The organism is Streptomyces fildesensis, from assembly GCF_016107395.1.
GTDB lineage: Bacteria > Actinomycetota > Actinomycetes > Streptomycetales > Streptomycetaceae > Actinacidiphila > Actinacidiphila fildesensis.
Genome location: NZ_JAAIKO010000014.1, coordinates 95,023 through 107,570 on the forward strand (window position 1 = coordinate 95,023; position 12,548 = coordinate 107,570).

11 protein-coding genes and 2 pseudogenes are annotated in these 12,548 nt (G+C 72.9%); 8 read left to right on the plus strand and 5 right to left on the minus strand.

The genetic code is table 11. The features are described from left to right. Positions 1-678 carry an AIM24 family protein gene (locus tag C6N31_RS20600; RefSeq protein WP_198357954.1) on the minus strand — a complete coding sequence of 226 codons (678 nt, stop codon included), beginning with the start codon at positions 676-678 and terminating at the stop codon, positions 1-3. Between C6N31_RS20600 and C6N31_RS20605 the strand changes: the two genes are divergently transcribed. Beyond that, on the plus strand, positions 677-1,069 hold the full coding sequence (locus C6N31_RS20605) for a hypothetical protein (RefSeq protein ID WP_138354296.1): 393 nt from the start codon (positions 677-679) through the stop codon (positions 1,067-1,069). The two genes, C6N31_RS20600 and C6N31_RS20605, sit on opposite strands and share 2 nt — an antisense overlap. Further along, a pseudogene (locus C6N31_RS43975) lies at positions 1,030-1,494 on the plus strand (MFS transporter); the annotation flags it as partial. The gene C6N31_RS20605 and the pseudogene C6N31_RS43975, both read left to right, overlap by 40 nt. Positions 1,495-1,607: 113 nt before the next feature. On the opposite strand, the gene C6N31_RS43980 reads toward C6N31_RS43975, so the two are convergent. Continuing rightward, positions 1,608-2,363 (minus strand): 4'-phosphopantetheinyl transferase family protein, encoded by a 756-nt coding sequence (locus C6N31_RS43980; RefSeq protein ID WP_307811500.1) that lies wholly within the window; start codon positions 2,361-2,363, stop codon positions 1,608-1,610. 115 nt (positions 2,364-2,478) lie between these two features. Here C6N31_RS43980 and C6N31_RS20615 point away from each other — a divergent pair, with 115 nt between their 5' ends. The 5 genes and pseudogenes from C6N31_RS20615 to C6N31_RS20635 all read left to right on the plus strand — a co-directional run bounded on the left by C6N31_RS20615 (position 2,479) and on the right by C6N31_RS20635 (position 8,160). Continuing rightward, positions 2,479-3,168, plus strand: a complete 690-nt coding sequence (locus C6N31_RS20615; protein ID WP_244809482.1) for an aminoacyl-tRNA hydrolase — start codon at positions 2,479-2,481, stop codon at positions 3,166-3,168. A 137-nt stretch (positions 3,169-3,305) separates the two neighbouring features. Continuing rightward, a pseudogene (locus tag C6N31_RS20620) lies at positions 3,306-4,632 on the plus strand (MbnB/TglH/ChrH family RiPP precursor modification enzyme). Between the two features lie 5 nt (positions 4,633-4,637). Next, a complete protein-coding gene (locus C6N31_RS20625) occupies positions 4,638-5,666 on the plus strand; it encodes a TIGR04222 domain-containing membrane protein (protein ID WP_138354294.1) in 1,029 nt (342 codons plus the stop codon). Between the two features lie 73 nt (positions 5,667-5,739). Beyond that, the gene (locus C6N31_RS20630) at positions 5,740-6,480 is read left to right on the plus strand and encodes a TIGR04222 domain-containing membrane protein (RefSeq protein WP_138354293.1); all 741 of its coding nucleotides are present in this window, start codon (positions 5,740-5,742) and stop codon (positions 6,478-6,480) included. A 108-nt stretch (positions 6,481-6,588) separates the two neighbouring features. Next, positions 6,589-8,160: an alpha/beta hydrolase gene (locus C6N31_RS20635; protein WP_138354292.1), complete on the plus strand. Its 1,572-nt coding sequence runs from the start codon at positions 6,589-6,591 to the stop codon at positions 8,158-8,160. An 8-nt stretch (positions 8,161-8,168) separates the two neighbouring features. Here the strand turns inward: C6N31_RS20635 and hemQ are convergent, their stop codons facing one another. Together hemQ and hemG are read right to left on the minus strand one after the other, a co-directional pair. Next, on the minus strand, positions 8,169-8,903 hold the full coding sequence (hemQ, locus tag C6N31_RS20640; RefSeq protein ID WP_138354291.1) for a hydrogen peroxide-dependent heme synthase: 735 nt from the start codon (positions 8,901-8,903) through the stop codon (positions 8,169-8,171). Between the two features lie 4 nt (positions 8,904-8,907). After that, entirely contained in the window at positions 8,908-10,350 is a 1,443-nt protein-coding gene (gene hemG / locus C6N31_RS20645; protein ID WP_138354290.1) for a protoporphyrinogen oxidase, read from the minus strand. Positions 10,351-10,500: 150 nt separating this feature from the next. Between hemG and C6N31_RS20650 the strand changes: the two genes are divergently transcribed. Further along, positions 10,501-11,469 carry a DUF4349 domain-containing protein gene (locus C6N31_RS20650; protein WP_187145047.1) on the plus strand — a complete coding sequence of 323 codons (969 nt, stop codon included), beginning with the start codon at positions 10,501-10,503 and terminating at the stop codon, positions 11,467-11,469. A gap of 9 nt (positions 11,470-11,478) precedes the next feature. Here C6N31_RS20650 and hemE read toward each other — a convergent pair whose 3' ends face one another. Then, the gene (gene hemE / locus C6N31_RS20655; RefSeq protein WP_138354348.1) at positions 11,479-12,531 is read right to left on the minus strand and encodes a uroporphyrinogen decarboxylase; all 1,053 of its coding nucleotides are present in this window, start codon (positions 12,529-12,531) and stop codon (positions 11,479-11,481) included. Positions 12,532-12,548 lie beyond the last annotated feature (17 nt).

The following is a 12,548-nucleotide window of genomic DNA, read 5'->3' on the forward strand; positions in this document are numbered from 1 at the left end:
TCAGTGGGCGGCCGGCTGGACGGGTTTGGCCTCGCTCGGACGGACGATGACGAACCCGTCGCCCTGCAGCATGAGCTGCACCGCTTCCCCGGACCCGCCGCGCAGCATCGAGCCGAAGCTCTGCGAGCGGTGCACGGAGGTCTCCAGGTGGGCGCTCCAACCGACGACCGCGTCGGTGTCGACGTAGACCGGCGACTGCGGGCTGACGGGGATGATGATGGGGTTGCCCTCGCAGATCACACCCAGCCGGCCGTGGCCGGTGAAGACGCTGTTGAAGAGGCCGCCGCCGACCATGCCCGCGCCCTTCACCACCTTGATCTCGTAGTCGAGCGTGGTGTCGAAGCAGAGCACGTTGCGCCCGTTGATCGTGATGGCGTCGCCCTGATCGAGGCTGATGATGAAGCAGTTGGCCGCCTCGTGCGCGAACCACGCCTCGCCCGTGCCGCGTACGGACATCAGGGGCAGTCCCTCGCCGGTGAAGGCGCGCTTGAGGAACTTGCCGACGCCCTGGCCCTTCACCTCGAACTGGAGGTTGCCGCGGAAGGCGATCATCGCACCCTGGCGGGCGTAACACTCGCCGTTCACCGCGTACTTGACGGACTTGGCGTTCTCCAGGGTCATACCGGGCTCGGTGGCCGGCTTGGCCATGTTCTCGGCCGCGAAAAGGTCACTGTTCATGATCGCCATCCTCGCCCGCCGACCCCCTCCCCGCCAAGGCCCTGGGGCCCATGGCCTGCACGGGCACCCGCTGCAGAGGGTCGGTGCGCACCTGGTGCGGCTGCTGCCGCCCGGCACGCCGGCCGAACAGGCGCGCGGCGGCGCGGTCGTCGACACCGAGGGCACGTACACGGCGTATCTGAACGGCATCGGGGCGCGTGCCGTCCTGGTCCGCCCGGACTTCTACGTCTTCGGCGGCACCGCGGACACGGAGGGCACGCCCGCTCTCGTGGACGCCCTGCGCGACGCCCTTCCCGAGGCGGCGCTCACCGGCAGCGCAGCGGGGCCGCGCGGGTGCTCGGTTTCGACTCCATGCAGACCGGACTCGCCTTCCTGCCCGCACCGCTGGTGATCGGCACGATGTCGCTGTTCTTCTCCGTGAAGCTCACCATCCGCTACGGCACCCGCCGGGTCCTGCTGACCGGACTCGCGGCCCTCGCCATCGGCCTGGTCCTGCTCAGCCGCGCACCGGTCGACGGCAACTACTGGCAGCACGTGATGCCGACGCTCGTCATCCAGGGCTTCGGTATGGGTCTCGCGGTCCCGGCCGTGATCATGCGGGCGATGTCCGGCGCCGCTCCCGAGGACGCCGGTCTCGCCTCCGGCCTCAACAGCACCGCCCAGCAGTCCGGTGCCGCCGTCGGCCTCGCCGTCCTGGCGACCGTGGCCACCTCGCGCAGCAACTCCCTGCTCGACAAGGGCGCGGAGAACATCTCGGCACTGCGGGACGGCTACAGCCTGGCCTTCCTGTTCTCCGCCGGGTTCGTGGCGCTGGGCTTCCTGGCGACGTACTTCATCCTCAAGGACGCCCCGAAGACGGAGCCGGCTCCCGAGGTGGAGACGGCCCAGGACCAGCAGGACGCCGGTCCCGTCCAGAACGGAGCGCCGGTTCAGTGCGCGGTGGCTGCGGAGGGCGTGATGTCCGCCGCGCCCGGGTCGGCCACGGCGACCGCGGCGGCGCGGTTCTCCCCCACGGCCACGTCGGCGATGGACCAGCCCGCCGGGCCGGCCGCGGGCGTCTCGCCGGTCCCCACGTAGTCCGCCGAGGGGTCGCGGCCGAGACCGATGCCCAGCCCCTTGAGGTACGCCTCCTTCCGCACCCACGCCCGCGCGAAGGCGGCGGGCCGCTCCGGCGGCTCCAGGGCGCCGAGTTCGGCGATCTCCACCCGGTGCATCACGGAGGCGATGTCCGCCACCGCGTCATCGGACGGGACGGTCTCCACATCCACCCCCACCGGGGTCGCGGCGAACGCCAGGAGGGCGAAGCTGCCGCTGTGCGACAGCGAGAAGTGCACACCGCCGCCCGCCACGGCGGGACGGCCGTGCGGCCCGCCGCACCCCGGGCAGTCCTCCCGGACCAGCCGTACGTTTCCGGGGGCGCTGCCGAGCTGGGCGCCGAGCAGCAGCCGCAGTCCGACGTGCACGGCGCGGTAGCAGTCCCGGTCGGCGTCGGCGCGGAACGCCGCGGCGCTGCGCAGTTCCTGCGGGTCGAGGACGTCGGACGCCAGCCGCGCCGCGAAGTCGGCGTGCCGGGCCGCGTTCACCAGCCACAGCCGCGGCGGGTCGCCGGGGGCGGGAAGCGCCATCCGCTCGACCCGTGCCACCGGGTCGAGCTCGCTGGGAACGCGTATCGCGGCCGTATCCACCCGGTCATCGTAGATCGTCGGCGGTTCCCGGCTGGGCGGACCCGATGGCGGGCGCGGCGGCGAGCCCCGGCGGACCGAACGCGTCCGGCGCCCTGCTCGGTGGCAGACTGTGGCCGTGACCAGCATCGACCGCGACGCGGCGCCCCAGTTCGTCCTCCCGCTCGTCGTCCGCATCGAGAAGGACGACCCGCCGGCGCGCACCGACGCCCTGGAGACCGCGGCGCGCGCCGTGCTCACCCTGCTGTCCGACGAACGGGCCGCGGGCGACGGCGAATGGGCCGAGGCGGTACGCGACTGGCAGGACGCCCGGATCCGCAAGGTCGTCCGCCGGGCGCGCGGCTCGGAGTGGCGCCGGGCCGGATATCTGCCGGGCATCACCGTGACCGGGCTGGAGGCCGAGGTACGGGTCTATCCGCCGGTCCCGCTGGACGGCTGGCCCAAGGTGCTGGCGAAGCTCCAGGTCTCGGGCACCGAACTGGACGATCCGGAACCCCCGCCCGTGGCGGAGGCCGGGCTGCCGGTGCTCTGGATGAACCCGGAGCTCGACATGTCCGCGGGCAAGGCCATGGCCCAGGCGGGCCACGGCGCGCAGCTCGCCTGGTGGGAACTGACGGACGCCGAACGCACCGCGTGGCGCGACGCCGGTTTCCCGCTCGCGGTCCGCACTCCGGCGCCCGCCCAATGGCCGGCGCTCACCGGCTCCGGCCTGCCCGTGGTGCGCGACGCCGGTTTCACCGAGATCGTCCCCGGCTCCTGCACCGTCGTCTCCGACTACCTCCCGCTGCGCCGCACCACCAGCGCGTGACACCGGGCGGGCGACGGGCCCGCACCGGCACGGGAACCTCAAATCAAGCTCTGAACCGGCCACCCACAGGGTTCGCCCGGTCCCGGCGGGGCCATCACCCCGGCACGGCGTGTGCGGGAAACGCGGAGGGGGACGGCATGAAGGACTTGGGTACAGGTATCGGCTGGCGGCCGGAGATCGCGGACGCGATCGCGGAGCTGCCCGGTGTCGACTGGGTGGAGGTCGTCTCGGAGAACCTCTGCGCCGATCACCTCCCGGAACCGCTGCGGCGGCTGCGCGAAAGCGGCACGACGGTGATCCCGCACGGGGTCTCGCTGGGCCTGGGCGGCGCGGAGCGCCCCGACCCCGGCCGGCTGGCGGCGCTCGCCACGCGGATCGGGCTGCTGGGGGCGCCGCTCGTCAGCGAGCACATCGCGTTCGTGCGGGCCGGCGGGCCGCTGACCGGTTCGCCGCGGCTGGAGGCCGGGCACCTGCTGCCCGTACCCCGCACCCGCGACGCGCTCGACGTGCTCTGCGCGAACGTCCGCATCGCGCAGGACGCGCTGCCCGTGCCGCTCGCGCTGGAGAACATCGCGCCGCTGCTCGGCTGGCCCGACGAGGAGTTCAGCGAGGGCGAGTTCCTGTACGAGCTGGTGGAGCGCACCGGCGTACGGCTGCTCATCGACGTCGCCAATCTGCACACCAACCATGTGAACCGGGGCGAGGACCCGGTCGCGGTGCTCGACGAACTGCCGCTGGAGGCCATCGCCTACGTCCATGTGGCGGGCGGGACCGAGAAGGACGGCGTCTGGCACGACACGCACGCCCATCCGGTGACCCGGCCGGTGCTGAACGTGCTCGCGGCGCTGCGCGAGCGGATCCGGCCGCCGGGCGTCCTGCTGGAGCGGGACGACAACTTCCCGTCCGCGGCCGAACTCGCCGCGGAACTCGCGGCGATCCGCGGTGTCCCGTCGGCGGAGCGGCCCCAGGAGGCGCACTGTGTCTGACGCCGACAGCGCCGCCGCACGGCAGCGGCTCGCGCTCGCGCAGACGGCGCTGCTCTCCGCGCTGGTGGCGGGCACCCCCGTCCCGGAGGGTTTCGACCGCGGCCGGATCGGCGTCCAGTCGCGGGCCCTCGCGGCCAAGCGCGCCGATGTGACCGCCAAGGTGGCCCCGGAACTGCCGGAAATCCTCGGCGACCGCTACCGTCCCGCCTTCCTGCGGTACGCGGCCACGCACCCGCTGCAGGGCGGCTACCGCCTCGACGCGCTGTGCTTCGCGGAGCATGTGCTGGACGATGACGCGGAAGCGCTCGACGACGCCACCCGCCGTCTGCTGGACGGCTGGTGGCGGGAGCGCTCGGGTCCCGCGCCGCTGTCCGCGGCCGCCCGCCCCGGCCGCCTCGTGCGGACCGGACGGTTCGGCCGGTTCGGCCGGTTCGGCCGGATCATGGACGCCGCGCGCACCGCGCTGCCGGGAAGGTGACCTCGATGAACGTCATGACCGGCCTCATGCTCACCGTGTACCTGCTGATCGCCGCCACCTCGGCGTACCTCGTCGGGGAGAAGATCCGCGCCCGCCGCTTCACCCGGCCGTACCACGGCGACATCCCCCGGGATCCGCTGGAGACCGCCTTCCTGGCCGGCGGTCCGGGCCGGGTCGCCGACACCGTGATCGCGGCGATGCACGCGGACGGCCGGATCGCCGTGGACGCTTCAGGACAGCTGACCGTGCTCCGGCCGGTCGCATCGAATCCGGTCGAGACCGCCCTGCTGGAGGCCTGCGGCGCCGAGTGGGGCGGCGGCCTGCGCCAGGTCCGTACAGCGGTGCTGACCGGATCTCCGGTGCAGTCGATCGGCGACCGGCTCGCCCGCCGCGGCCTGTTCTTCCAGCCCGAGGTGCACCGCAGATGGCGGCGGGTGTCGACGCTGCACAAGACCGTCTGGTGCCTGCTGCTGTTCCTGTCGCTGGCGGAGGTGATGCCGCACCTCGTCGTCGGTTCAGGGCTGCCGCTGTTCGTCCGGGTGCTGCCGGGGCTCGCCGTCGGGCTCTTCGTCCTCCTGACGTGCTCGGCGCCGCGCGGCCGGCTCACACCGGCCGGCAAGCGGGTGCTGCACGGGCTGCGGCTCAGCAACCGTCCGCTGCTGGCCTCCCGCACCGCCTCCACCGGCTCGGACGCCACCATGCTGTTCGCGCTGGCCGGTGCCGCCTCGATCCAGGACACCGTCCTGCGCGACCAGTTGGCGCAGTCCTCGCAGCCGTCGTCCGACGCGTCCGACCCGGGCTCGTGGGGCGATGCCGCGGGCGGCTGGGCCGGCGGCGGCACCAGCTGCGGTGGTTCCGCTTCGAGTTGCGGAGGGTCGTCGTCGAGCTGCGGTGGCGGGGGCGGATCCGCGTCGAGCTGCGGCGGCGGCTCGGGATCCGGTTGCGGTTCGAGTTCGGGGTCGAGCTGCGGTTCGAGTTCCGGTTCCAGCTGCGGATCCAGCTCGGGATCCAGTTGCGGCAGCAGCAGTTCGTAACGGGCCGGCCGCCGCACGGGTCGATCCGCGAAATTCCCGGCGGAGTGTCACTACCGTCGAGTAGAAATCCCTTATGTGGATGCTGTTCCTTCTCGTCGCGTGCGTCGCGGCGGTCGTCTCCTGCGCGCGTCTGTGCCGGGCCGCGATCGCCGCGGGCGCTCTGCCCGCAGCCGGGCCCGGCGGCCGGCCCCAGGTCGCCGGACTCGGGCTGTACGAGACGGCGTTCCTGTCCGGCGGACCGCGCCGGGTCACCGATCTGACGCTGGTCTCGATGGCGGGCGAGCAGCGGCTGCTGCTCGCGCACACCGGGTGGGCGACAGTGGTCGACGCCGAGGGCCGTGACGATCTCGAACGGTCGCTGATCGCCTCCATCGGGCCGGACGGCCAGTCCCCGGTCGCCGCGATACGGGTGGCGCACGCCGCGGCCGGCGCCATCCGCGCCCTCGGGGAACGGCTCGTGGGCGACGGCCTCGCGGTGCCGGCGGCGGCCCGGGAGAGCGTCACCGCCGGGATCCGGCAGGTGCGCGGCGCCATACTCCTGAACCTGCTGATGGCCGGCGCCGCCCTGGTCCTGTCGGCGGGCGGGCAGCCCGACGGTGGCCAGGCGCAGGCCTGGTTCGCGCTGCCGCTGCTGCTGACCACCGGGTGCTGGATCATCGCCCGCGTGGAGGTCCATCCGTACACCCGCTGGGCCTCCCCTGCCGGGCAGGACGCGCTGCGCGCCGTTCCGGACGGCCCCGGCCCGCTCAGCGCGCTGGCGGTGCGCGGCCCGGCCGCGCTGCTGGACCCGGCGCAGCGGGCCGCGCTCGGCTGACCACCCCGGCCGGGGTGGTCGGGGACGACACCCGCCGCTTGTCCTTTACTTCATCCACCACCGCCCCAAGGATCCCTTTTGTCATGACCTGACACGAGAGGATCATCGGTGCGATCAATTGCCCTGTACGGCGTCGCAGGAACCCTGGCGCTGAGCACCCTGGCCATCGCTCCCCCCGGATCGGCGGCGCCGGGACCGCCGCACGGCGACCGGGTGGCCGAGGCGCGCGGCGCGGCCGTCGCCGCCGAGCGCGCCGCTCTGGCCGGGGTGACGTTCGGCAGGTGCGCCGGCGCGACCCGGCTGCCCGCCTCGGTCCGGTGCGGCACCGTGTCAGTACCGCTGGACTACGCCCGGCCGGACGGCGAGCGGATCAACCTGGTCATCAGCCGGGTCGCCGCCACCGGGCCGGCCGGCGAGCGGCAGGGTGCCCTGGTCTACAACCCCGGCGGACCCGGCGGCTCGGGGCTGTACTTCCCGCTGTTCAGCGTCCTGAAGGTCAAGGAGTACGCCAAGGCCGCCCGCGCCTACGACTTCGTGGGCTTCGACCCGCGCGGGGTCGGCCGGTCCGCGCCCATCTCCTGCGAAGCCCCGGCGGACTACGTCAAGGCCCCCACCCGCGACCCACGGCCGACGAGCGAGCGCGACAAGCAGGCCCGGATCGAAGACGCGAAGGCGTACGCCGAAGGCTGCGAGCGGCGCTCCGGGCATCTGCTGCCGTACCTCACCTCGCTCAACAGCGCCCGCGACCTCGATGTCATCCGCGCCGCGCTCGGCGAACGCAAGCTCAACTTCTACGGCGCGTCCTACGGCACGTACCTCGGCGCGGTGTACGCGACGCTCTTCCCCCGGCATGTGCGCCGCATGGTCTTCGACAGCGTCGTCGATCCCGACCCGCGCCAGATCTGGTACCAGGCCAACCTGGAGCAGGACGCCGCCTTCGAGATCCGCTGGGCCGACTGGCGCGACTGGGTGGCCAAGTACGACTCCGCGTACCACCTGGGCACCGACCGGACGCAGGTGCAGGAGGCCTACGACGCGGTGCGCGCCGAGCTGGCCGTGCGGCCGGCGGGCGGCGTGGTCGGCCCCGGCCAGCTGCAGGCCGCCTACCTGGGCGCCGGGTACTACGACGACACCTGGCCGGAGCTGGCCGCAGCCCTGTCCGCGTATGTCCACGGCGACCCGAAGCCGCTGATCACCGAGGCCTCCCCCAACCCCGCCAGGGCCGTCGAGAACGAGAACGGCAACGCGGTCTACACGGCCGTCGAGTGCGCCGACTCGCCCTGGCCGCGCGACTGGTTCACCTGGGACCGCGACAACACCGCGCTGGCCCGCACCGCCCCCTTCGAGACCTGGGACAACGCCTGGATGAACCTGCCGTGCGCCTTCTGGAAGGGACCGCACCGGCAGCCCCTGGAGGTGCGCACGTTCGGCCATGAACTGCCGCCGGTGCTCCTCGTCTCCGCCGAGCGCGACGCCGCGACCCCGCACGCGGGCGCCGTGGAACTCCAGCGCCGGCTGCCCCGTTCCGTGCTCCTCACCGAGCGCCGCTCCGGCTCGCACGGCGTGGCGTACGGCTCCAACACTTGCGTCAACAACCGCGTCGACGCGTATCTCCTGCGCGGTGAAACGGGAACGGACCGCACGCCGACGTGCGGTCCGCATCCCGAGCCCAAGCCGTAGCGCCAGCCTTACGCCAGGCCGGCCACCAGCTCGCCGATCTCCTTGCGCCGCCCGGTGTAGAACGGCACCTCCTCGCGTACGTGCATCCGTGCCTCGGATGCGCGGAGGTGCCGCATCAGGTCGACGATGCGGTGCAGTTCGTCCGCCTCGAAGGCGAGGATCCACTCGTAGTCGCCGAGCGTGAAGGCCGGGACGGTGTTGGCCCGCACGTCCGGGAAGCCGCGCGCCATCTTGCCGTGGTCGGCGAGCATCCGGCGGCGGTCCTCGTCGGGCAGCAGGTACCAGTCGTAGGAGCGCACGAACGGGTAGACGCTGACGTACTTGCGCACGGTCTCGTCGGCGATGAACGCCGGGACGTGCGACTTGTTGAACTCCGCGGGGCGGTGCAGCGCCATGTTCGACCAGACCGGGACCATCGCGCGGCCGAGCCGGGTGCGGCGGAAGAGGTTGTAGGCCTCCTGCAGCGCCTCCGCGGTCTCCGCGTGCCACCAGATCATGAGGTCGGCGTCCGCCCGGAGCCCCGACACGTCGTAGGTGCCGCGTACCGTGACGTCCTTCGCGGCGAGCTGCGCGAACAGCTCCTCCACCTCGTCGGCGTATCCGGAGCGGTCCTCGGGCAGCACGTCGCGCAGCCGGAAGACGGACCAGAGGGTGTAGCGGATGATCTCGTTGAGATCCTTCGCCTTCTTGCCGGCGTTCGGAGTCCTGTCCGGGGCGTCGGGAGCAGCAGTCGAGTCAGTCATGCCGTCATTCTCCCGTGTCCCGCGCGCCGCCTGTCGCCAGGGTCGTGGCCAGGGAGGTCAGTACCTCGTCGGCCGCCTTGCGGGCGCTGGCGACACAGGCCGGAATCCCGACCCCGTCGTACACCGCGCCGCAGACCGCGAGCCCCGGCAGCTTCCCGACCTGCTCGCGGATCCTGGCGACGCGCTCGACATGACCGACCGGGTACTGCGGCAGTCCGCCGTCCCAGCGGGTGACACGGGCCGCGACGGGCGCCGCGGACAGCCCGATGGCCTCGCCCAGGTCGCGCCGCGACAGGCGGACGAGATCGGTGTCGTCCCAGGCCAGGTCCGCCTCGTCGCCGTGCCGGCCGACGGAGGTGCGCAGCAGGAAGGTGTCGGGTCCGGCCTCGTTGATCCATCCCCACTTGTGGGAGGAGAAGGTGGACGCCTTGATCGTCTTTCCGTCGACCGGCGGCACCAGGAAGCCGGTGCCCTTCGGCATCCGCAGCACGTCGCGCCGCCGGAACGCCATGGTGACCAGCGCCATGCTGGCGTACTCCACCGCCGACAGCTCCGCGGCGGCGACGGGTGACTCGGCCGCCAGCAGCCGGGCGGCGGCCGGGGCGGGCGCGGCGATCAGGACGGCGTCCGCGTCGAGCACCCGGTCGCCGACGGTGACCTGCCAGCCGCCCGCGGTGCGCCGCAGCTCCCTGGCCGGCGCGCCGGTCTCGATGGTGACGCCGGCGGCCCGGCACGCCTCGGCGACGGCGACCGGCAGCTGACCGACGCCCCCGCGGATGCCCATGAAGACCGGTCCGTCCGGGGCGGCCTTGGCGGCGCGCCGCTGGACACCGCGCACGGCCTCGATGAGGGAGCGTCCCGACCGGGCCGCCTCGAAGAGCTGCGGCATGGCCGCGCGCAGCGAGATCTCGTAGGCGTTGCCCGCGTACACCCCGCCGAGCAGCGGCTCCACCAGCCGGTCGACGACCTCGTGGCCGAGCCGCGCGGCGACGTACTCACCCACGGCGACGTCCTCGCCGATCTTCGTCCGGGGCAGTACGTGGTCCAGCGGCAGCCTGGCCAGGCCCGCGGGTGACAGCAGGCCGGAGGCCGCGAGAGGGCCCAGATCGCCGGGGACTCCCATGACGTGCCCCTGGGGCAGCGCCCGCAGCCGGCCCCGGGTCCACACGGCGGCACCCGACACCGCGGGCGGCTCCAGCCGGTCGCCGAGCCCCACCTCGCGGGCCAGCGCGACCGCTTCCGGCCGGCGCGCGAGCATCGACTCGGCGCCCAGGTCCACGGGCACGCCGGCGATCTCGTCCGCGTACAGCTTTCCGCCGAGCCGGGCCGATCCCTCCAGCACCGTCACCCGCGCGCCGCCTCCGGCCAGGAAGTGGGCGGCGGCGAGTCCGGAGACGCCGCCGCCGACGACGATCACATGCCCTGTTCCGCGGTGTGTGTCGGTCATGCCTCCACTGTCCCAGATTCCCGAACGAGCTCTAAACGTGACCGCTTCGGAACCGGGGATCCGAAACCCCGGCCGCCCTCTCCACGTCGTATCGCCAACACCGGTTCCATCACCGGTTTCCTGCCGGTGAACGATCTCTGGGGGAGTTCGATGCGCCAGCCGACCACCATCCGCCGCAGACCTTTCGCGGCCCTCGCCGCCGCCGCGCTGACAGCCACGCTCACCGTCTCGGGGTGCGGTGCCGCAGGCTCGTCGGCGAAGGACGACAGCGCGGACAAGGCCGCCTCGGCCCCGCACCAGGCGGACGCGAAGGGTGCGGTGGACGCGCCGTCCGCGGCTCCGGGCACCGCGAAGGGCGCCACCACCAAGACCCCCGTGCCGTCCCAGAACTACGTGGTGCGCACCGCGACGCTCAGCGTCGAGGCGAAGGACAGCGTCGCCGCCGCCCTCGCGTCGGCACGGACCACGGTCACCGGCGCGGGCGGCTACGTGGGCGACGAGAACACCAGCCGCGACAGCCAGGGCCTGGAGCACTCCACCATCACCCTGCGGGTGCCGCCGGACTCCTACGACAAGGTGCTGAACGATCTCGCCGGCCTCGGCAGGCTGATCGAACGCAAGGTCAGCACCGAGGACGTCACCAGCCAGGTGGTGGATGTGGAGAGCCGCATCCGCTCGCAGCAGGCGAGCCTCGCGCGGGTGCGGGAGCTGATGAGCCGGACCACGCAGCTCAGCGACGTGGTCACTCTTGAGGGTGAACTCAGCACCAGGGAAGCCAATTTGGAAGCGTTGCAGGCCCAGCAGGCGTCGTTGAAGGAGCGGACGAACCTGGCGACCGTCACGCTGGTGCTGTCCGAGCCGGAACACCCCGCCTCCGCGCCGCCGCCGAAGAAGGACGACGGTTTCTGGGAGTCGGTCGGGAACGCGCTGGGCACCGGCTGGCACGCCTTCTACGTGACGCTGCGCGGGATCCTGATCGTGCTCTCGGTGGCGCTGCCGTTCGCCGCTCTGGGCCTCGCCGGCTGGTTCGTCTTCGTCGTCGTCCGCCGCAGGCTCGCCCCGCCGGCCGTGGTGCCGGACGGGGAGAACGTGACGGCGGAGGCCGTGACCGAGGAGTAGAGAGCCCCGTCAGACCTCGGTGGTGCGGTGCACGAAGTCCACGAGGCGGGTGAGCGCGTCGGGGTCGGTGCTGGGCAGGACGCCATGGCCGAGGTTGAAGATGTGGCCGGGCAGATCGGTCGCCGAGTAGAGCACCTCGCGGGTCTTCGTCTCGACGGCGGACGTCGGGGCGAAGAGCACCGCCGGGTCGAGGTTCCCCTGGAGCGCCTTGTGGGGGCCGACCCGGCGGGCCGCCTCGTTGAGCGGAACGCGCCAGTCGACCCCGACGACGTCCGCGCCGGCCTCGCCCATCAGCCCGAGCAGTTCGCCGGTGCCGACACCGAAGTGGATCCGCGGTACGCCGTAGCCGGCGACGGCCTCGAAGACCTTCACCGAGGACGGCATGACATAGCGCCGGTAGTCCTCGGGCGAGAGCGCGCCGACCCAGGAGTCGAAGAGCTGGACGGCGCTGGCGCCGGCCTCGATCTGCACCTTGAGGAAGGCGGCGGTGATGTCGGCGAGCCGGTCCAGCAGATCGGCCCACAGTTCGGGGTCGCCGTACATGAGCGCCTTGGTGCGCTCGTGGTTGCGGGACGGGCCGCCCTCGACGAGGTAGCTGGCGAGGGTGAAGGGCGCGCCCGCGAAGCCGATGAGCGGGGTCTCGCCCAGCTCTCCGGTGAGCATCCCGATGGCCTCGGTCACGTACTTCACGTCGTCCGGCTCGAGCGCGCGCAGCCGGCCGAGGTCGGCGCGGGTACGGATCGGCTGCTCGACGACCGGACCGACGCCGGGCTTGATGTCGAGATCGAGGCCGATGGCCTTGAGGGGGACGACGATGTCGCTGAAGTAGATGGCCGCGTCGACCTTGTGGCGGCGCACCGGCTGGAGCGTGATCTCGGTGACCATGTCGGGCCGCATGCAGGACTCCAGCATGGCGGTGCCCTCACGGAGCTTGAGGTACTCGGGCAGCGATCGGCCGGCCTGCCGCATGAACCACACCGGGGTGTGCGGCACGGACTGACGCCGACAGGCGCGGATGAACGGGGAAGCAGCGGTCTGCTGGTGCGCACTCACGCGTTGAATCTTCGCACGCGCCGGGA

Bases quoted from the DNA above. Each gene is read 5' to 3' on its own strand.
- C6N31_RS20600 (WP_198357954.1), bottom strand. From the start codon at position 678: ATGAACAGTGACCTTTTCGCGGCCGAGAACATGGCCAAGCCGGCCACC.
- C6N31_RS20625 (WP_138354294.1), top strand. From the start codon at position 4,638: ATGAACGTCATGACCGGCCTCATGCTCACCGTGTACCTGCTGATCGCC.
- C6N31_RS20630 (WP_138354293.1), top strand. From the start codon at position 5,740: ATGTGGATGCTGTTCCTTCTCGTCGCGTGCGTCGCGGCGGTCGTCTCC.
- hemG (WP_138354290.1), bottom strand. From the start codon at position 10,350: ATGACCGACACACACCGCGGAACAGGGCATGTGATCGTCGTCGGCGGC.
- hemQ (WP_138354291.1), bottom strand. From the start codon at position 8,903: ATGACTGACTCGACTGCTGCTCCCGACGCCCCGGACAGGACTCCGAAC.
- C6N31_RS20650 (WP_187145047.1), top strand. From the start codon at position 10,501: ATGCGCCAGCCGACCACCATCCGCCGCAGACCTTTCGCGGCCCTCGCC.
- C6N31_RS20605 (WP_138354296.1), top strand. From the start codon at position 677: ATGATCGCCATCCTCGCCCGCCGACCCCCTCCCCGCCAAGGCCCTGGG.